The following is a 19,061-nucleotide window of genomic DNA, read 5'->3' as shown; positions in this document are numbered from 1 at the left end:
GCCCGACTACTCGCCGGGCTGCCAGCCGTTGACGATCGGGTAGCGCCGGTCGCGGCCGAACCCGCGCGGGGTGACCCGCACGCCCACCGGTGCCTGGCGCCGCTTGTATTCGCAGCGGTCGACCAGCTTGACGACCTGATAGACATCCTCCCGGGCAAAGCCTGCCTCAATGATGGCTTCGGCACTCATGTCGCCTTCGATATAGCGCGCCAGGATGGCGTCGAGCACGTCATAGTCGGGCAAGGAGTCGCTATCCTGCTGATCAGGTGCCAGCTCGGCGCTGGGCGGGCGTTCAATGACTCGCTCGGGTATCGCCGGTGACTGCGTATTGCGCCAGCGGGCCAATCGGTACACCCAGGTCTTGTACACATCCTTGATGGCGTTGTAGCCGCCCACCATATCACCGTAGAGCGTGGCGTAGCCCACCGCCATCTCGCTTTTATTGCCGGTGGTCAGGACCATCAAGCCCTTTTTATTGGAAATCGCCATCAGCAGTACGCCACGGCAGCGCGACTGAAGATTTTCCTCGGTGGTATCCCGCTCGGTACCGGCAAAGCTTTCCGCCAGCGTACCCATGAACGCTTCCACCATTGGCTCGATGGGCATGATGTCGTAGTGCACGCCCAGTAATCTGGCCTGCTCGGCGGCATCCTGCTTGGAAATATCGGCAGTATAGTGATAGGGCATCATCACTGCCTGGACCCGCTGCGGCCCCAGTGCATCCACGGCAATCGCCAAAGAGAGCCCCGAATCAATACCGCCGGAAAGGCCCAGCACCACGCCGTCAAAACCGCTTTTATTGACGTAATCGCGCACGCCGGTCACCAGGGCACAGTAAAGGCTTTCCTCGGGCTCGACCTCAGGCTCTATCTCCCCGGGTTGCGGCTCCCAGGTCGCGGCACTGGTTTGCAGTAACTGCACCGGCATCAAGCCGACCTCCCAGTAAGGCGCCAGCACCTGTAGCTGCCCCTGGGCATCGACACAGCAGGAACCGCCGTCAAAGACCAGTTCGTCCTGGCCGCCAATGGTATTGACGTAGACAATGGGCCGCTCGACATCCTGAGCACGCTGCTCGAGCAGGCGAAGGCGTTCACTGGGCTTATCCTGGTGGTAAGGCGAGGCATGCAGGGTAATCAGCACCTCAGCACCGGCCGTTGCCGCCGCCTTGATCGGCGTGCCATCCCACAAGTCCTCACAGATGGCGATGCCCAGCTTCACTCCTTTGTGCTCGTGCACCAGCGTCTCGGTGCCCGGCGTGAAGTAGCGCTGCTCGTCGAACACCTGATAGTTGGGCAACGCCTGCTTGGCGTACTCAGCCTCCCATTGGCCGTTGTACAACAGCCCCGCCAGGTTGTAACAGTGGCCTTCCCGTACGCCGGGATACCCCATGATCACCAGCACGTCCCGTGACATCTTCTCGGCCATGCGGGCACGCGCCTCACGCAGGCGCGTTTCCATGGAGGGACGCAACAGCAAATCTTCCGGCGGATAACCTGACAAAAACAACTCGGGAAACACGACAATGTCGGCACCGTGCTCGATGCGCGCTTCGCGCACGGCTTCAATGGCGCGGGCGGCATTGCCGGGAATATCCCCCACCAAGGGGTCGAGTTGAGCCATGACCAGCGTTAAATCTTGCATGGGCGATAAAATCTCTTGAGAATCTTTTAGAATGGAGACACACCATCAATACGCATTGTCCCGCAAGGGCCGCTCGCAGGCAAAGGCCGCGCTTGCAAATTGCATGAGGGCGCTAACAGGATGAACCTTTTGATTATTCGGATACTCATTTTCGCGGTATTGTTCTATGCCGGTCTCAAGCTTTTCAGCATGTACCGGCAATGGCAGCGCGAACGCCTTACCCAGCAGCATCAGGACCAACAGCACGACGGCGGCCATATGGTACGCTGCCGGTGGTGCGACGTGCATTTGCCCGAAGAGGAAGCGCTGCGTGAAGCCGAACAGTGGTTTTGCTCCAGCGCCCACCGCGACCGCTTCCTGCAGGAGCAACGGAGCCAGCGTGATAACGACACCGACCCATAGCCTACCCGGCGGTTAATCGCTCTGGCGTCATCCGATACGGCGCCGGATCGATCAACGGCGGGCGCCCGAGCAACTGATCCACCAGCAGGTGTGTTGATGCCGGAGCGAGTACCAGACCATTGCGGTAATGCCCCGCGTTCACCGATATGTTCTTCCATCCCGGCAGTTCGCCGATAAAGGGTACGCCATCCGGCGAGCCCGGCCTCAACCCCGCCCAATGATACGCCACCGGATAATCGGCAAGCGCTGGCACAATGTCCTCTGCACTCTGGCGGAGCGACATCAGTGCCTCCTGGTCAGTGGTCTTGTCGAAACCACACGCCTCAAGCGTCGAGCCGACCAACAGCAGACCATCGGCTCGCGGAATCACATAGCGTCCGTCCTTGAGCACCACGCGCTTTACCAGACCAGGTGGCGTCTGGTAGGCAAGCATCTGGCCTTTTACCGGCCTCACGGGCAGCGACACATCAAGCGTCTTGAGTAGCGTCCCGGCCCAGGCGCCGCCGCAGACAATCGTATGCGCCGCGGTCAGCGTCCGCTGGGCAGTGCTTACGCCCTCGATGCGCTCGCCGTGGCGTACAAAATCCTTCACCTCACACTGCTCATGCAGCGTCACATTGGGCATCGCCGATAACCGGGCACGCAGCGCCTTGCCAAGGCGCGGGTTACGCACGCTGCCCAGCGTTGGCATCCACAGCGCTCCCTCGGTTGGCGGCAGGCAGCTCTCCTTGGCCCGCACCATATCGGCGCTCACGCGCTCTAGCGGCTTACCCATCTGCCGCGCCCAGGAAAGCGCAGCCTCTGGATCATCCACACTCAGGTACAAAAGCCCTTTTTGCCGGTACTCCGGGTCGATGCCGGTTTCTTCCAGCAAGCGCAGGGAGAGGCTTGGGTAGGCGCCTTCCGACCAGCGGGACAGTCGGGAAATGGCTTGAGCGTAACGCCAGGGGTACAGCGGCGAGACAATGCCGCCACCGGCCCACGAGGCTTCCCGGCCACAGTCGCCACGTTCGACCAGACTGACTTGCTGCCCGGCATCGGCTAGCTGGAGTGCGGTCATCATGCCCATGACGCCGCCGCCCACAATTAAGAAATCGCTCACACGCTTTGTCCACTTTGGCTTACATAAAAAAGTATCGGTAACGCCTAAGGTAAGGGTTTCAATACCTGCCGCTCAGTCACGAGCATAACGGCGGGCGTCCAAGGGTCAAGCGCAAGGAGGCTATATGCATCAACCATCCATATGCCGCATGAGCGGTGCCAAGGCGCGGGGATTTACCCTGCTGGAGCTATTGGTCACCCTGCTGATCATGGGAATCATCGCTGTCTGGGGCATTCCCAGCTTTCAGGCGTTGGGTGAACGAACGGCGCGCACCGGCGCAGTCAATCGACTGCAAACGGCGCTGGGCTTTGCCCGCCAGACGGCCATTACCCAGCACCAGCCGATCACGCTATGCCCCATTGCCGACTCGCAGGATACATCGCACTGCGGCGAGAACTGGAGCAAGGCACTGATGGTGGTTCGCGGGGATCAAACGGCGGATATTGCGTCGACCGATGTGCTGCGCGCCTTCCCTGCCAGCGAACGCGTCGAGGTTCGCTACAGCCGGGGCTGGCGGCGAATACGCTACGATGCGCTGGGCCACAGCAGCGGCTATAACGGGCGATTTTTCCTTTGCCCCCAGGGCGGGAAATCCCGCGCCAGGGGCAGCACCCTGATTCTGAGTCAACTTGGACGCTGGCGGATGGCGCCCGCACCGACCGAATGCCCCGACTAGCCGGGCAAGGCGGGTCGATCAGCCTGTAATGCCGTCCAGGTAACGCTCGGCGTCCAACGCCGCCATGCAGCCGCTGCCCGCAGAAGTGATCGCCTGGCGGTAGACATGATCCATGACATCGCCGCAGGCAAAGACACCAGGCACGCTGGTCGCCGTGGCATTGCCTTCCAGGCCGGACTTCACCTTGATATAGCCACCGCTCATATCCAGCTGGCCGTCGAAAATACCGGTATTCGGGCTATGCCCAATGGCGATGAACAGCCCCGGCGCGTGAATATCCTTGAGGGTGCCGTCTTTTGTCGATTTCACCCGCACGCCGGTCACCCCGGTGTTATCACCGAGCACTTCCTCCACCTGCTGAAACCACTCCAGCACGATCTTGCCCGCGTCGACTTTCTCAAACAGCTTGTCCTGGAGGATTTTCTCCGCGCGCAAGGTGTCACGGCGATGCACCAGGGTCACTTTAGAGGCGATGTTCGACAGGTAAAGCGCCTCCTCGACCGCGGTGTTGCCGCCGCCGACCACCACGACTTCTTGACTACGATAGAAGAACCCGTCACAGGTGGCGCAGGCCGACACGCCCTGTCCCATGAACTGCTGTTCACTGGGCAGGCCAAGGTAACGTGCGCTGGCCCCCGTCGCCACGATCAGCGCATCGCAGGTATATACACCATTGTCGCCTTTCAAGGTAAAGGGTTTATCGCTTACGCTAACCTCATGGATATGATCGAAAAGCACTTCGGTATTGAAACGCTCGGCGTGCAGCTTCATGCGCTCCATGAGTTCAGGACCTTGTACGCCCTGCGCATCACCGGGCCAGTTATCCACGTCGGTGGTGGTCGTTAACTGACCACCTGCCTGCAGTCCGGTAATCAGCAGCGGCTTCAAATTGGCGCGCGCCGCATAGACGGCTGCCGTATAGCCCGCCGGGCCAGATCCCAGAATGATTAAGCGCTCGTGACGTGTTTGCATGACACCACCTTGTAAAGAGTCGGCTGATAATTTTGCACAGAGTCTGCCTGAAATGGCGTCAAGTACAAGGGATTGCAAGGCCAGCATGGCGCAAAAAGGTCGCTGCGACTTGAAACCGCAGGCGTACAGACCCACCTCTAATAACAACCAAGGGCCATGATGTTCGGGTGTAACGACCCGGATGAGCCATACTGATAGTCGTCATATCCAGATCAGCCAGAGGAAAGGAAGACAGTGACCGGCGCGCATCGCGCAACGCCAAGCAATAGAGAGGAGAATCGCATGAGCAAGCTTTCTGACACGGAAAAAACATTAACGGTAGGCAATACGTCCTACCATTATTTCAGTCTGCCAGACGCAGCAGACGCCCTTGGCAACATCGACCGGCTACCCAAGACACTCAAAATCCTGCTCGAAAACCAGCTACGTTTTGCCGACGACGAGAGCGTTTCCCAGGAGGACATGCAGGCCCTGGTCGACTGGCAAAAAGAAGGCAAGTCCAGTCGTGAAATCGGCTATCGCCCCGCCCGCGTGCTGATGCAGGATTTTACCGGCGTGCCGGGCGTGGTTGACCTGGCGTCCATGCGCGCCGCCGTTGAGAAGCTCGGCGAGGATCCCGCCAAGATCAACCCGCTGTCACCGGTGGATCTGGTCATTGACCACTCGGTGATGGTCGACAAATTCGGCAACCCAGCCGCTTTCCAGGAAAACGTCGACATTGAAATGCAGCGCAACCGGGAACGTTACGAGTTCCTGCGCTGGGGTCAGCAAGCCTTCGATAATTTCCGCGTGGTACCCCCCGGCACCGGCATTTGCCACCAGGTCAACCTGGAATACCTGGGCAAAACCGTGTGGACCAAGCAGGAAGACGGCCGCACCCTGGCCTACCCCGATACCCTGGTCGGCACGGACTCCCACACCACCATGATCAACGGGCTTGGCGTCCTTGGCTGGGGTGTCGGCGGCATCGAAGCCGAAGCGGCCATGCTCGGCCAGCCCGTCTCCATGCTGATCCCCGAAGTGGTCGGCTTCAAGCTCACCGGCAAGCTGCGCGAAGGCATCACGGCCACCGACCTGGTGCTGACCGTGACCGAGATGCTGCGCAAGAAAGGCGTCGTGGGTAAATTTGTCGAATTCTACGGCGACGGCCTGAAAGACCTGCCGCTGGCCGACCGGGCGACCATTGCCAACATGGCCCCCGAGTACGGCGCCACCTGTGGTTTCTTCCCGGTTGACGACGAAACGCTTAACTACATGCGCCTGACCGGCCGCGAAGACGAGCAGGTCGACCTGGTCGAAGCCTACTCGAAGGCCCAGGGCCTGTGGCGCGAACCGGGCGACGAGCCTATCTTCACTGACAGCCTGCATCTCGATATGACCGAGGTCGAAGCAAGCCTTGCAGGGCCCAAGCGTCCCCAAGACCGGGTGGCCCTTAAAGACATGGCGTCAGCCTTTGAAAAATTCATGCAGGAAGATACCAAAGCAGAGCCGACCGCCAACGGAAAACTGTCCTCTGAAGGCGGCCAGACCGCCGTGGGGGTAGAGCGCAGCTTTGAGCATGACACCAGTCAGGCGGTGAAGCTCGATGATCAGGACTTCAACCTCAACCCAGGCGCAGTGGTGATTGCGGCCATTACGTCGTGCACCAACACGTCCAACCCCAGCGTGATGATGGCAGCCGGTCTGCTCGCCCGCAAAGCGCGGGAAAAAGGCCTCACCACCAAACCCTGGGTCAAGACATCGCTGGCGCCGGGTTCCAAGGTCGTCACCGATTACCTGGAAGCTGCCGACCTGAATTATGACCTGGACGCGCTGGGCTTCAACCTGGTGGGTTACGGCTGCACCACCTGTATCGGCAACTCCGGTCCGCTGGCCGATGAGATCGAAAAGGCCATCTCCGACGGCGACATGGCCGTTGCCTCGGTGCTGTCGGGTAACCGTAACTTTGAAGGCCGCGTGCATCCGCTGGTGAAAACCAACTGGCTGGCATCGCCCCCCTTGGTCGTCGCTTACGCGCTGGCGGGCAACGTGCAGTGCGACCTTAGCAATGACCCGCTCGGCGAGGACCGCGACGGCAATCCGGTTTATCTCAAGGATATCTGGCCGAGCCAGGCGGAAATCGCCACCGCCGTCGAGCAGGTCAATACCGCGATGTTCCATAAAGAATACGGCGAGGTGTTTGAAGGCGACGATATCTGGAAGGCCATCAAGGTACCCGAAAGCAAGGTCTATCAGTGGCCTGAGTCGACCTACATCCAGCATCCGCCGTTTTTCGAGGGCATGGGCCGCGAGCCGGACGCCATCGAGGACGTCCACAACGCCCGCGTACTCGCCATGCTGGGCGACTCGGTGACCACCGACCATATCTCCCCGGCCGGTGCCATCAAACCCGATAGCCCCGCCGGGCGCTACCTTCAGGAGAAAGGCGTCAAGCCGGTGGACTTCAACTCTTACGGCTCGCGCCGCGGTAACCACGAAGTCATGATGCGTGGCACCTTCGCCAACGTGCGGATCCAAAACGAAATGCTCGACGGCGTGGTGGGCGGCGAAACCCGTCATGTGCCGAGCGGCGAGCAGATGGCGATCTACGACGCCGCGATGAAGTACAAGGAAGAGGGCAAGCCGCTCGTCGTTATCGCTGGCAAAGAGTACGGCACCGGCTCCTCGCGTGACTGGGCCGCCAAAGGTACCCGCCTGCTGGGCGTTCGCGCCGTACTCGCCGAGTCTTACGAACGCATCCACCGTTCCAACCTGATCGGCATGGGCGTGGTGCCGCTGCAGTTCCCCGAAGGCGAGAGCCGCAAGACGCTGGGGCTTACCGGTGATGAAGAAGTATCGATCGCCGGGCTCAGCGATTTAACCCCGGGCGGCAGCGTCAAGGTGACCATCAAAAATGCCGATGGCGAAAAAACCGTTGATGCCAAGTGCCGGATTGATACGGAAAACGAACTGGCGTACTTCCGTCATGGTGGTATCCTACATTACGTGCTGCGTAACATGATTGGCGCAGCCTAATCGGGAAACCGACCAATGCTTGCTGGCCCCCACCCTATGGGGGCTTTTTTTTGCATGAAGGTCTAGAAAGCGCGGCGACGGTAGGTGCGGTATTCCGGATCCCATGAAGCGCGATCGATGGCAGCGCGCAGCTCGGTGCCGCCGGTCTTGAGGGCGACCCCGTTCTGTTGCGCCTGGGCCGCCACTTCAAAGGCAATCGACTGGCTGATATCGCGGATTCGTGACAGTGGTGGCAGCAGCGCGCCCTTGCCCTCCTTGACCAACGGTGCCTCCCGCGCCAAGGCCCGCGAAGCACTCATCAACATTTCATCGGTGACCCGCGATGCCCTGGCGGCCACGACCCCAAGCCCAATGCCCGGGAAAATATAGGCGTTGTTACACTGCGCAATCGGATAGGTACGGCCGTTAAAGACCACCGGAGGAAACGGGCTGCCGGTTGCCACCAGCGCCTGGCCTTCCGTCCAACGGATAACGTCCTCGGGCAGTGCTTCCGCCTGGGATGTCGGGTTGGATAACGGCATGATCACCGGATGCTCACAGCCCGCGTGCATGGTGCGCACCACCTGCTCTGTAAAAATCCCGCGCTGGCCACAGACGCCAATCAGTACCGTCGGCTTGATCTGCGCAATCGTCTCTTCAAGCCCTTGCCCGTTCCAGTTGGCTACCAGGTCTGCCTTGTGGGCCAGGCGGCGTTGAAAATCGCGCTGCCACGGCTGGTCGTCGGTCATCAGGCCTTCGCGGTCCACCATGTAGATGCGCGCCCGGGCTTCGCTTTCGGGCAAGCCCTCTGTCTGCATGGCCACCACCACCTGTTCGGCGATACCGCAACCGGCAGAGCCGCCGCCGACGAAGACCACCCGCTGGTCGGCGATGGTTTGCCCGCGGGCCTGGCACGCCGCCAGGAGCGTCCCCACCACTACCGAGGCGGTCCCCTGAACGTCGTCATTGAAGCAGCACAGCTGGTCACGGTACTGCTCCAGCAAAGGCACGGCGTTGGCCTGGGCGAAATCCTCAAACTGGAGCAGCACATTGGGCCAACGGCGTTTGACGGCCGCAATGAACATCGCCATGAACTCGTTGTATTCTTCCTGGCCGATCCGCTCGTGCCGCCAGCCCATGTACATCGGGTCATCCAGCAGCGACTTATTGTTGGTCCCCACATCCAGCATGATCGGCAGCGTGTACGCGGGGCTGATGCCGCCACAGGCCGTATACAGCGCCAGCTTGCCGATGGGAATGCCCATCCCGCCGATGCCCTGGTCGCCCAGACCAAGAATCCGCTCACCGTCAGTCACAACGATGACCTTGACGTTGTCCTTGGTGGCGCTGCGCAGGATGTCATCCATGTGCCCGCGGTCCGGGTAGCTGATAAACAGCCCGCGGTGGTTGCGGTAGATATTGGAAAATTCCTGGCACGCCTTGCCCACCGTCGGCGTGTAGATGATCGGCAGCATTTCTTCGAGGTGCTGCGACACCAGGCGAAAATACAGCGTTTCGTTATCGTCCTGAATGGCGCGCAGGTGAATGTGGCGCTCCAGGTCACTATGGCACTGCTGGTATTGTCGATAGACACGTTCAAGCTGGTCATCGATGGTTTCGACTTTCTGCGGTAACAGGCCGATCAGGTTGAACGCCAACCGCTCCTCCTGAGTAAACGCACTGCCTTTATTCAATAGCGGCATTTCAAGTAGGGAAGGACCGGCGTAAGGAAGGTATAAGGGGCGTTTGCTCGCGGTGGTCATAAGCACTCTCGTTTTTTAGCAAATTTCTATTGCAATGCAGCAACATAGCGCGTCTGCAGCCGTTGAGCGTAATGTAACATGCCCACCCTACAAAGGTAGCAAACAGGCGTTTTAAAGCGACAAAAACGCCCCAATCGAGGTTGAGGCGTCAGATAGAAAAACAGGCTGAAAGTGGCGTTATCTAATGGCTTCTCAACTTGTTTTGGCCGTCGGCTTGCGTGCGGCTTCACCGGTGAAAAATAACGGGCGCAGTTTGACGCCTGCCATGTTGCCGACAAATGCCGCCACTAACCAGAGCCAGCCATGCAGGCTACCGGACGCGATGCCACTGAAATAGGCGCCGATATTGCAACCAAAGGCCAGACGGGCGCCATAGCCCAGCAGCAGGCCACCGATGACCGCCGCCAGTATCGAGCGCAGCGGTATCCTGAAGTTCGGTGCGAAACGCCCGGCAAGGCTGGCCGCCGCTAACGCCCCCAGCATGATGCCCACGTTCATTACCGTGGTCACATCGCCCCATACGCTTGCGCCCAGCGCTGCCGCATTACCCGGTGACTGCCAATAGCCCCACTGGGATACATCGCCGCCCAGCAGTTCGAAGCCTTTAGCGCCCCACAGCGCGAACGCCGAGGTAATCCCCCACGGACGCCCCGCCAACGCCAGGGTGGCAAAGTTCAAGACCGCCAGGCCAATGGCGCCTGCCACCAGCGGCCACGGGCCCGTTAGCCAGCGCTGATAGCCCTGCTTGTCTACCGGCGCGGCTTGTTCGAGCTTGCCATGGCGGCCTTTTTCCATCACCACGGTAAACGCCGCAATGGCGGCAAACAGCACCAGGCTAATGGCGATACCGCCACCGGCGCCTGCCACGTTCACCAGGGAAACGGGCTGAAAGGCGGGCAGGCTTTGCCACCAGGTAAAGTGCGCGGTGCCGATCACCGATCCAACGACGAAAAAGATCAGCGTGATGACCATGCGGGCATTACCACCACCGGCCGTGAACAGGGTGCCCGAAGCGCAGCCACCCCCCAATTGCATGCCCACACCAAACAGGAAAGCGCCGACCAGCACCGAAATACCTATGGGGGCCACAAAGCCGTACACCTCTTGACCAAACAGGGTGCCCGCGCCCAATGCCGGGAAAAACAGGATAACGGCCAGTGCGAGCATCACCATCTGCGCCCGCAGCCCACGCCCACGCCGCTCTGTGATGAACACCCGCCATGCAGACGTAAAGCCAAACGCGGCATGATAAAGCACCATGCCGAATAGCCCACCGACAATCATCAGCAGGCCGGTATTGGCTTCAAAGACCACACCGATGATCAGCGCGCCGAGCACAATCGCCGCTGTGGCGATAAGTGGCACGCGATACGGAGCGGCGGGGGTTTCAGTCGTTGTCGACATACAATCACCTTCAGCAACACCAAAAGCGCCAGTCGCGAAACCGGCGCTTTTGGTTGATATGAGTAATAATGACGAGCTTACCGATCGCTAACGATAGCGTAAAATGCTTTATCCAGCATTTTCTATATCATTAAAGAATATAAACGCAGCATCCGGCGACAGGTACGCTTTTTTAGCCGATTCACCTTGAATCCTCGCCGGTACGGCTGCATATAAAGAGTCAAATTTCCTTATATCGCGAGTCCGTTTATGTCATCCATCATTGATCCTCGCACCGGTGAAGCATTGACCAGTCCTGATACGGGTCAGGACAGCCAGGCCAGTGCCGACCAGCCACCGGTTCGCCCCGAAGACGTCATCATTGACCTCAACGCCGGTAATATCCAGCAAGTCCTCGAAGCCTCGATGAAAGTCCCGGTACTGATGGACTGCTGGGCGCCGGACTCCGAGCCGTCCAAACAGCTCATGGCGGTATTGGAGCGACTTGCGGTCGAGTACGGTGGGGCCTTCCTGCTCGCCAAGCTGGATACCCAGGCCAACCCTGAGATTGCCAGCCAGCTGGGCGTGCAATCAGTACCCGATGTCAAGCTGATCAGCCAGGGCGGCCTGGTCGACGGCTTCCAGGGGGCGCTCCCTGAAAAACAGGTTCGTGAGTGGCTGAATCGCTATTTCCCGGCCCCGGAAGACGCGCCACCCAGCCCGGAAGAGCAGGCCGAAGCGGCGCTCAACGAGGGCGACCCGGCCGGGGCACGGGACATTTACCAAAACCTGGTCAGCCAGTACCCGGACCACTACCCCTACCAGGTAGGTCTTGCCCGAGCGCTGGTCAGCGAAGGGCGCCGCGATGAAGCCCGCAACCTGCTGGACAACCTGCCCCCGGAAGAACGCGATGCCCCGGCTGCCCGCGGCGTTCGGGCGAGCATCGAGTTCGGCGAACAGGCGCTGTCCAGCGAGGAAATTGCCGCCCTGGGCGATCGCACCGATAGCGAAGCCCAGTACCAGCGTGCCCTTCGCCAGGTAGCGGACGGTCAGTACGAAGCCGGACTGGAGGCGCTGCTGACGCTGATGAAGCAGGACCGTGCCTATAACGACGATGCCGCGCGCAAGACCCTGCTGCAGGTCTTCGACGCCCTGGGGGCTGATCACCCGCTGACGGTCACCTACCGTCGCAAGCTGTTTGCCCTGCTTTACTGATCGTTTAACGGGCTAGCAATGCATCCATGCGGGTTAACGCCGCCTCCAGCTGTGAGGCGGTAGTGCCAAAGTTGAGCCGCACAAACCCAGGGTGGCCAAATGCCGCCCCGTCTGAGAGCGCCACGCCCGCCTGCTTGAGCAGTGTCGCCTGCGGCGATTCACCCAGGCCCGCCTGGCGCATATCCAGCCACGCCAGGAAGGTCGACGCAGGCGGGTTCATCTCGACCCCCGGCCAGGTCGCGACCCGCGCCTTGAGCGTCGCACGATGCTCGCGTAGAACCCCCAACAAGGCCTGACGCCAGGGATCGCCGTGGCGATAAGCCGCCTCCGCTGCTACCAACCCCAGCACGTTGCCATCCGGCAACAAGCCTTTGGCGGCCTGGGCAAAACGCTTCCTCAAGTGGGGGTCGGGTATCACCGCGCAGGCAGTGGTCAAGCCTGCCAGGTTGAACGTCTTCGACGGCGCCCAAAGCGTAATGGTGCGCTGGGCAAGTGCCGGGAAAGCGGCCACCAGCGGCTGGTGGTGCGCCCCTTCGTCAAGCAGCAAATCGCAATGCAGCTCATCCGACACCACCCAAAGGTCGTGGCGTTCGACAAACGCCGCCAATGCGGCCAGCTCGCCATGCGACCATACGCGGCCGGTGGGGTTGTGCGGGTGACACCAGAGCAGCAGACGCGTTTGCGGGGTGACGGCGGCTTCCAGCGCGCCGATATCCAGCCGCCAGTTATCGTCGGCGCTGACCGGCGTGGCCAGTGCCGCCTGCTGGGGCAACCGGCCGGTACGCTCGGCCACTGCCAGAAATGGCGGGTAAATCGGGGTCACGGTCAACACGCCATCACCCGGTGCCGTCAGCGCCAGGGCCGCCAGATGCAGCGCTGGCACGACACCCGGCAACCACTGTTGCCACTCGGGTTGAATGGGCCACTGATAATGGTTAGCGCTCCACTCGCATAGGGTTTCTGTTAACGTATCAGGCACTTCACCGTAGCCATAAACGCCGTGCGCCACCCTTGCGTGGAGGGCCTCTATCACCGCGGGCGGTGAGCGAAAGTCCATGTCCGCAACCCACAGGGGTAGCACATCATCGGCGTACCGGTGCCATTTTTGCGATGCCCACCCCTCGTCGGGGTGGCGTCGCTCAATGGGCGTGGCAAAATCAAATGCCATCATTGCTCTCACTTATCTAATCGGGGGGTGCTATAAAGCATGCCGCAAGATGACTTCTATACCAAGGTTCGCGAAGGGTGCCCGGCACTTTTGCGCCAATGGCGCTCGCTGGGCCAGGCTGATGCTGACCGGCTCGCACTGATTCTTGCCGAGACGGCACGGGTCGCCAAGCTCGGCGAACCCAGCGAGACGCCATCAGGCGACACGCTGGATGCCTGGAGCCAGGCCCAGAACACCGACATTCCATTATGGGCGCCGCGCACGGCGGTATTCCTGCTTAACCAGATGCCCGCACGCCCCGTGCCCAAGAGCGAAGCCGAAGCCTGCGCCTGGGCTTACTGCTGGTTGCGCAACCGCCATTTTGACCACCTGGAAGACGCACACCAAGCGCTGCCCGCTCATTTACAGGCCCCGTTGCAAAACGCGCTGGCAGCGGCCTGGCGGGACCAGCAAGGGCTTCGCCTGGTGTAATGCCGTGCCATGCGTACTTGACCAAGCGCTTGCTTGGGGTAATCCTGAAGCCTGTCATCGATCAACGGTTGGCTTTTCCACGCCACTGACAACGAACACCAGTTAAATGATCTGTTACTGACAACCTGTTACCTAACAACCCGTTACCTACAACAAGCATAAAGGATAGCGCCATGTTTACCCGCACCATCGAGCCGGCTTTTTACGATACTGATGCGCTGGGCCATATCAACAACACACGCCTTCCCGCCTGGTTTGAATTGGCCCGTAACGACCTGTTCAGGTTATTCACCCCCGACCTGAACCCGAACGCTTGGCGGCTGATCATGGCGAGGATGGAGGTCGACTACCGTGCTGAACTGTTTTATGGTCACGATATCGAATTACGTACCTACCTGACGCGCCTGGGCAACAGCTCCTTTACTGTCACCCAGGAAGCGCGCCAGCATGGCAAGTTAACCAATGTAGGGCACACCATTCTAGTGCAGTACGATCATCAGGCTAAATGCACCGTGCCCATCGAAGGCGAGTTGCGGGAAGCGCTCTCCGCCCATCTACAGGACGCGCCCGCCCCCGCCTGAACCGCGACGCCCCGGCAACGGGGCGGCCAGGAGTGCCCCCATGGCGATCCGCTACAATCTATGGCTAGACCCGGACAACACCGCCCAGCACCGCGCCGTCGAGGCCGACCTTGAGCGCTACTTCATGGAACGCTTTGCCGATTACCCACATATCCGCTTGTTCGGCGCCGACCCCTACGATTATGATGCGCCGTTCAACCGCCTGTACGATGTACTGATGGCGCGAGCGGCTGAATACTGTGAGCGTACCTGGCATTATGTCGCCTCTCCGGAACAGCTCAATCGCTGCTTTTTTCGCGCCGTTGGCCGATCCACCAAGTTTGTTCGGGAATAACCCTGCGCACCACGATTTCCCTTACACCTGATGACTGCCTGCAAGAGACTCGCCCATGGTGATTCGCACCAATCAAGCACCCGACGAACGCCAACTGGCGATTATTACCCAGCAACTCGGTCGCCCACCCAAGGGCATCGAGGCCGTGACGGCTACCGACAGCCATGGCACCCCACTTGTGCTGCGCATGGCCCCGGTTGTCGAGGGCAAGCCTTTCCCGACGCTCTACTGGCTGTGCTCCGACGTGCTCAAAATCGAGATATCGCGCATTGAAGCCGTCGGCGTTATCAAGTCGCTGGAGCAGCAGCTACAGGACGACCCCGACTTTCTCGCCGCTTACCAGCAAAGCCACCGCGACTACGTTGAAACGCGCTGGGCACTGATGAGCGATGCTCAGCGTGCCGAGGTCGCCGAGCGCGGCTACACCGAGGTACTGACCCAGCGCGGTATTGGTGGCATCAGCAACTGGCAGCAGGTTCGCTGCCTGCACACCCAGTACGCCCACCACCTTTGCGGCAACAATGTGATTGGCCAATGGCTGGATGCTCACTACCAGGTCGACGCCTGTCTGCCTTGAACCTTCATCTCGGCCCCATCAGCACAAGGAAGCAAGATGTCCCGAATCTGCGTTTATCTTGGCTCACGGGAAGGCAATAGCCCTGCCTTTCGTCACGCCACCCATGAACTGGGCTACACCCTGGCGGCTTGCGGTCATACACTGGTCTACGGCGGCGCCCGGGTCGGTTTGATGGGTGTACTGGCCAATGCCGCACTTGACGCCGGGGGCGAGGTGATCGGCGTGATGCCGGATCATCTGGTCGAACGCGAGCAGGCCCACTTTGGCCTGAGCGAGCTGATCCGCGTGCCCAACATGCACGAACGCAAGGCCACCATGGCCGCCAATGCCGACGCCTTCATCGCGCTGCCCGGCGGCATCGGCACCTTTGAAGAGCTGTTTGAAATCTGGACCTGGGGGTATCTGGGCCTGCATGAAAAGCCGCTTGGGCTGCTCAATGTCGAGGGTTTCTACTCGCCGCTGCTGACGTTTTTGAACAGCACCGTCAAGCAGGGATTCATGGCACAAGCGACGCGAGACATGCTGCTTGACGCCGAAACGCCCGCTGCGCTGCTAGAGGCGCTGGAAAGCTCAGGGGATCGTTAGAAAAAGCCCGATACTTACTGGCAAAGCTGCTGGGTACGCAGGTAAGTCAGTTGCAGTAACCGCGCATCTTCACCGGCGCGGTGGCGGTGAATACCGCGCTCGGCGATGACCGCCTCTTTGGTATCGCTCCATAGCGCCTGCTGGTCTTCGCTAAGCAGGATTCTCAGCGCTTCCAGGCGAAAGCCTGGCAACATGCCCGCGTGATGAAACAACAGCGATAGCCAGGTATTGTCGTACCCCCAGCTATCGCTATACGCCTTGCCTTCCTCGCTTAATTCGTCGTTCAGCCAGCGTGCCACCTGACGCACAGGAAAACCCTCGCGGTGCAAGCGCTCCCGGGAGATGCCGTGCAGCAACTCAGCCTTGGGGTCCCAGTGCGTCCATTCATCGAGCGGTTGAATAAGAAACGCACAGGTCGTCCCGTCGGGACGGGCAATGCCCACCTCGATCGGGTAGCTACCGCGCCCGAAACCGGACGCCTCAATATCCAACACCGTCGGTAGCGTCTCGGACACGGACGACCTCACTTGCGAAAAAAGGGGCGGCACATCATGCCGCAACAGGGTCAGACGGATCAGAGACCAGGCTCTGCCAATAGGCGGCCTGATCGGCATCCACCGCCAGGCCCAGCTCGCCGACCCGGTAGGCATGCGCCAGGCGTTCAGCCGCTAATGAGTGGCCGGATTGTGCCGCCCGCGCATACCAGGTCACCGCGTAATCATCACGACTCGGGTACTGTGCGCAGCCGGTCTCATAAATTTTCGCCGCCTGGTATTGCGACTTTACATCGCCTGCATGGGCAGCTTCCATGACATAGCGCGCCCCGCGTGCTTTATCGTGGGGCGACAGGCTTCGCTGTAACAGCATGTTGCCATAAACAGAAAGCGCGTCGGGATGGCCCGCCTCGGCGCAGCGCTTGAACAAGTTCAGCGTCAACCGCTGAGTACGCGGTGAGCGTGGCAACAGCCAACGATTTTGAAACAGCCTTTCGGCCAGACGAAACTCGAGCCGAATGAACAAAGATGATGCCTGTGGCATGGCCAACCACCCTGCCTGTTTGTGAAACCTTGGGCCAGCCGTCACTCTCTCTGAGACAACCAACCACGCGACAAACCGGCCCTTGGCCGGTCAATGGGCTGGCAAGCATACGCCTGCCATGGCGACGACTCAACCCCTCTTATTTGCTGCCTGGCGAACGCCTCGCTAACATGCCCAACAACCCCGACGCGATGCGCTGGAATTACCGCGCATTCCGCAGGTCATTGTGTTCATACTAGGAGACCCACCATGCAAACGCGACCACTGGGCAGAACCGGGATGCACGTCAGCCGACTTTGCCTGGGCACCATGACATTTGGCGAACAGAACACCGAGGCCGAGGCCCACGAACAGCTTGATCGCGCCGTCGCCTTTGGCATCAACTTTATTGATACCGCCGAAATGTACCCGGTGCCCCCCAAGGCCGACACCCAAGGGCTGACAGAGCGCTATGTGGGAAGCTGGCTCAAGCAGCGCGGCGAACGCGACGATGTCATCCTGGCCACCAAGGCCGCAGGCCCCGGGCTGGACCACATACGCGGCGGGCCGCGCCTGACCCGCGACCACCTCTTCAAGGCGGTCGACGCAAGCCTTGAGCGGCTACAGACCGACTATGTGGACCTTTACCAGCTGCACTGGCCCGACCGCAGCACCAACTTTTTCGGCAAGCTCGGCTATACACATAACGAAGAAGAAGATGCCACACCGCTCGAGGAGACCTTGAGTGCGCTCAAGGAGCTGGTCGACGCTGGCAAGATCCGCGCCATTGGCCTGTCGAACGACACCCCCTGGGGCACCATGCGCGCCCTGCAGCTCTCCGACCAGCTTGACCTGCCCCGCGTGGCCTCGATTCAAAATCCCTACAATCTGCTCAACCGTTCTTTCGAGGTGGGCCTGGCCGAAATCGCCCACCGCGAAGATGTCGGGCTTTTGGCCTATTCGCCGCTGGGCTTTGGCGTGCTCTCGGGTAAATACCTGAATGGTGCCCAACCACCCAAAGGCCGCCTTACCCTCTATGAACGCTTCAAGCGCTACACCTCGCCGGAAGCCGAAGCGGCCACCAAGGCCTATGTATCGTTAGCACAGGACTACGGCCTCGACCCCGCGCAGATGGCGCTGGCGTTCGTCAATTCGCGCAGCTTCCTGACCAGCAATATCATCGGCGCCACCACCATGGAACAGCTGGAAAGCAACCTGGCCAGCGAAAGCCTCAAGCTCGACGACGAACTGCTGGAAGCGATCGACGATATCCATCGCCGTATGCCCAACCCCTGCCCTTGAGGGCAGACAACGCTATCGACCTTATAGCCTCGGCCATCGCCGAGGCTTGGTATAATACGGATCATTATTTCTGCGACGTCCCAAGGAATCTGCCATGTTGAGCGTTATTTCGCCGGCCAAGACACTGGATTTTGAAACCCCTTCAACCACCCACGACGTCAGCCAGCCGGATTTTCTGACCGACAGCCAAACTCTCATCGATATACTGCGCGACTATTCGCCGCAGCAAATCAGCGACCTGATGGGCGTCAGCGATAAATTGGCGGGGCTGAACGCGGCACGCTTTGCCGAATGGCAGCCACCGTTTTCGCTGGAAAACGCCAAACCGGCGGCACAGGCCTTCCAGGGCGATGTTTACACCGGGCTTGAAGCCGATACCTTCAGCGACGCTGAAAACCGCTATGCCCAGCAGCACCTGCGCATCCTCTCGGGGCTCTATGGCCTGTTGCGCCCACTGGATTTGATTCAGCCCTACCGGCTGGAGATGGGCACCAAGCTGCCCAACCCGGCGGGTAAGGATCTGTATGCCTATTGGAAGCCCACGCTCACCTCAGCGCTTGATGCGGCGATTGCCGACAGCGGTTCCAAGGTACTGGTGAATCTGGCTTCCAACGAGTATTTCAAAGCCGTGGATGCCGACAAGCTTGATGCCCGGATCATTACGCCGGTGTTTAAAGACGAGAAAAACGGCACCTTCAAGATCATCAGCTTCTACGCCAAGAAGGCGCGTGGCCTGATGAGTGCCTGGATCATTCGCCAACAGGTGAACGACCCCGAGGCGCTGAAAGATTTTGACGTGGCAGGTTACCGTTTCGATGCCGCCGCGTCCCAGGGCGATACCTTTGTCTTCACCCGCCGCGAATCGGACCGTTAAGGTT

Annotated in this window: 19 protein-coding genes; 11 read left to right on the top strand and 8 right to left on the bottom strand. The window is 60.3% G+C overall.

What is annotated here, in order from left to right; all coding sequences use genetic code 11:
- Positions 1-6: 6 nt before the first annotated feature.
- Positions 7-1,641: an NAD+ synthase gene (locus ADS46_RS04315; protein ID WP_066316742.1), complete on the bottom strand. Its 1,635-nt coding sequence runs from the start codon at positions 1,639-1,641 to the stop codon at positions 7-9.
- A 120-nt stretch (positions 1,642-1,761) separates the two neighbouring features.
- Here ADS46_RS04315 and ADS46_RS04310 point away from each other — a divergent pair, with 120 nt between their 5' ends.
- Complete coding sequence (locus ADS46_RS04310) at positions 1,762-2,043, top strand: PP0621 family protein (protein ID WP_066316740.1); 282 nt, start codon at positions 1,762-1,764, stop codon at positions 2,041-2,043.
- Between the two features lies 1 nt (position 2,044).
- On the opposite strand, the gene thiO is transcribed toward ADS46_RS04310, so the two are convergent.
- Positions 2,045-3,145 carry a glycine oxidase ThiO gene (thiO, locus tag ADS46_RS04305; protein ID WP_066316737.1) on the bottom strand — a complete coding sequence of 367 codons (1,101 nt, stop codon included), beginning with the start codon at positions 3,143-3,145 and terminating at the stop codon, positions 2,045-2,047.
- A gap of 124 nt (positions 3,146-3,269) precedes the next feature.
- Here thiO and ADS46_RS04300 point away from each other — a divergent pair, with 124 nt between their 5' ends.
- Positions 3,270-3,821 carry a GspH/FimT family pseudopilin gene (locus tag ADS46_RS04300; protein WP_234346763.1) on the top strand — a complete coding sequence of 184 codons (552 nt, stop codon included), beginning with the start codon at positions 3,270-3,272 and terminating at the stop codon, positions 3,819-3,821.
- 18 nt (positions 3,822-3,839) lie between these two features.
- Here ADS46_RS04300 and trxB read toward each other — a convergent pair whose 3' ends face one another.
- On the bottom strand, positions 3,840-4,793 hold the full coding sequence (gene trxB, locus ADS46_RS04295; RefSeq protein WP_066316733.1) for a thioredoxin-disulfide reductase: 954 nt from the start codon (positions 4,791-4,793) through the stop codon (positions 3,840-3,842).
- Positions 4,794-5,075: 282 nt separating this feature from the next.
- On the opposite strand from trxB, the gene acnA reads away from it, so the two are divergent.
- A complete protein-coding gene (acnA, locus tag ADS46_RS04290) occupies positions 5,076-7,808 on the top strand; it encodes an aconitate hydratase AcnA (RefSeq protein ID WP_066316731.1) in 2,733 nt (910 codons plus the stop codon).
- Positions 7,809-7,870: 62 nt separating this feature from the next.
- On the opposite strand, the gene ADS46_RS04285 is transcribed toward acnA, so the two are convergent.
- Positions 7,871-9,550, bottom strand: a complete 1,680-nt coding sequence (locus ADS46_RS04285) for an NAD-dependent malic enzyme (protein WP_066316730.1) — start codon at positions 9,548-9,550, stop codon at positions 7,871-7,873.
- 192 nt (positions 9,551-9,742) lie between these two features.
- A complete protein-coding gene (locus tag ADS46_RS04280) occupies positions 9,743-10,954 on the bottom strand; it encodes a YeeE/YedE family protein (RefSeq protein WP_066316728.1) in 1,212 nt (403 codons plus the stop codon).
- 249 nt (positions 10,955-11,203) lie between these two features.
- Between ADS46_RS04280 and ADS46_RS04275 the strand changes: the two genes are divergently transcribed.
- A complete protein-coding gene (locus ADS46_RS04275; protein ID WP_066316726.1) occupies positions 11,204-12,148 on the top strand; it encodes a co-chaperone YbbN in 945 nt (314 codons plus the stop codon).
- A gap of 4 nt (positions 12,149-12,152) precedes the next feature.
- On the opposite strand, the gene ADS46_RS04270 is transcribed toward ADS46_RS04275, so the two are convergent.
- Positions 12,153-13,316: a MalY/PatB family protein gene (locus tag ADS46_RS04270; protein WP_066316724.1), complete on the bottom strand. Its 1,164-nt coding sequence runs from the start codon at positions 13,314-13,316 to the stop codon at positions 12,153-12,155.
- A gap of 39 nt (positions 13,317-13,355) precedes the next feature.
- Between ADS46_RS04270 and ADS46_RS04265 the strand changes: the two genes are divergently transcribed.
- The 5 genes from ADS46_RS04265 (at position 13,356) to ADS46_RS04245 (ending at position 15,864) form a co-directional block, all read left to right on the top strand.
- On the top strand, positions 13,356-13,787 hold the full coding sequence (locus ADS46_RS04265; RefSeq protein WP_066316722.1) for a hypothetical protein: 432 nt from the start codon (positions 13,356-13,358) through the stop codon (positions 13,785-13,787).
- 173 nt (positions 13,788-13,960) lie between these two features.
- Positions 13,961-14,368, top strand: coding sequence for an acyl-CoA thioesterase (locus ADS46_RS04260; protein WP_066316721.1), 408 nt, complete (start codon positions 13,961-13,963; stop codon positions 14,366-14,368).
- 40 nt (positions 14,369-14,408) lie between these two features.
- On the top strand, positions 14,409-14,702 hold the full coding sequence (locus tag ADS46_RS04255) for a hypothetical protein (protein ID WP_066316720.1): 294 nt from the start codon (positions 14,409-14,411) through the stop codon (positions 14,700-14,702).
- A 55-nt stretch (positions 14,703-14,757) separates the two neighbouring features.
- On the top strand, positions 14,758-15,279 hold the full coding sequence (locus tag ADS46_RS04250; protein WP_066316714.1) for a DUF501 domain-containing protein: 522 nt from the start codon (positions 14,758-14,760) through the stop codon (positions 15,277-15,279).
- 36 nt (positions 15,280-15,315) lie between these two features.
- Positions 15,316-15,864 (top strand): TIGR00730 family Rossman fold protein, encoded by a 549-nt coding sequence (locus tag ADS46_RS04245; protein ID WP_066316704.1) that lies wholly within the window; start codon positions 15,316-15,318, stop codon positions 15,862-15,864.
- Positions 15,865-15,878: 14 nt separating this feature from the next.
- Here ADS46_RS04245 and ADS46_RS04240 read toward each other — a convergent pair whose 3' ends face one another.
- Positions 15,879-16,379 (bottom strand): hypothetical protein, encoded by a 501-nt coding sequence (locus tag ADS46_RS04240; RefSeq protein ID WP_066316703.1) that lies wholly within the window; start codon positions 16,377-16,379, stop codon positions 15,879-15,881.
- Positions 16,380-16,413: 34 nt separating this feature from the next.
- Positions 16,414-16,902, bottom strand: coding sequence for a tetratricopeptide repeat protein (locus tag ADS46_RS04235; protein ID WP_066316699.1), 489 nt, complete (start codon positions 16,900-16,902; stop codon positions 16,414-16,416).
- Positions 16,903-17,151: 249 nt separating this feature from the next.
- Between ADS46_RS04235 and ADS46_RS04230 the strand changes: the two genes are divergently transcribed.
- Both ADS46_RS04230 and yaaA read left to right on the top strand, forming a co-directional pair.
- The gene (locus ADS46_RS04230; protein WP_066316698.1) at positions 17,152-18,183 is read left to right on the top strand and encodes an NADP(H)-dependent aldo-keto reductase; all 1,032 of its coding nucleotides are present in this window, start codon (positions 17,152-17,154) and stop codon (positions 18,181-18,183) included.
- A 94-nt stretch (positions 18,184-18,277) separates the two neighbouring features.
- Entirely contained in the window at positions 18,278-19,057 is a 780-nt protein-coding gene (gene yaaA, locus ADS46_RS04225) for a peroxide stress protein YaaA (RefSeq protein WP_066316694.1), read from the top strand.
- The last annotated feature ends 4 nt before the right edge of the window (positions 19,058-19,061 follow it).

The sequence above is a fragment of the Halomonas sp. G11 genome (assembly GCF_001663515.1).
Classification (GTDB): domain Bacteria; phylum Pseudomonadota; class Gammaproteobacteria; order Pseudomonadales; family Halomonadaceae; genus Vreelandella.
Note: the sequence above shows the minus strand (reverse complement) of the source record. Positions and strands in the feature narration are given on the sequence as shown.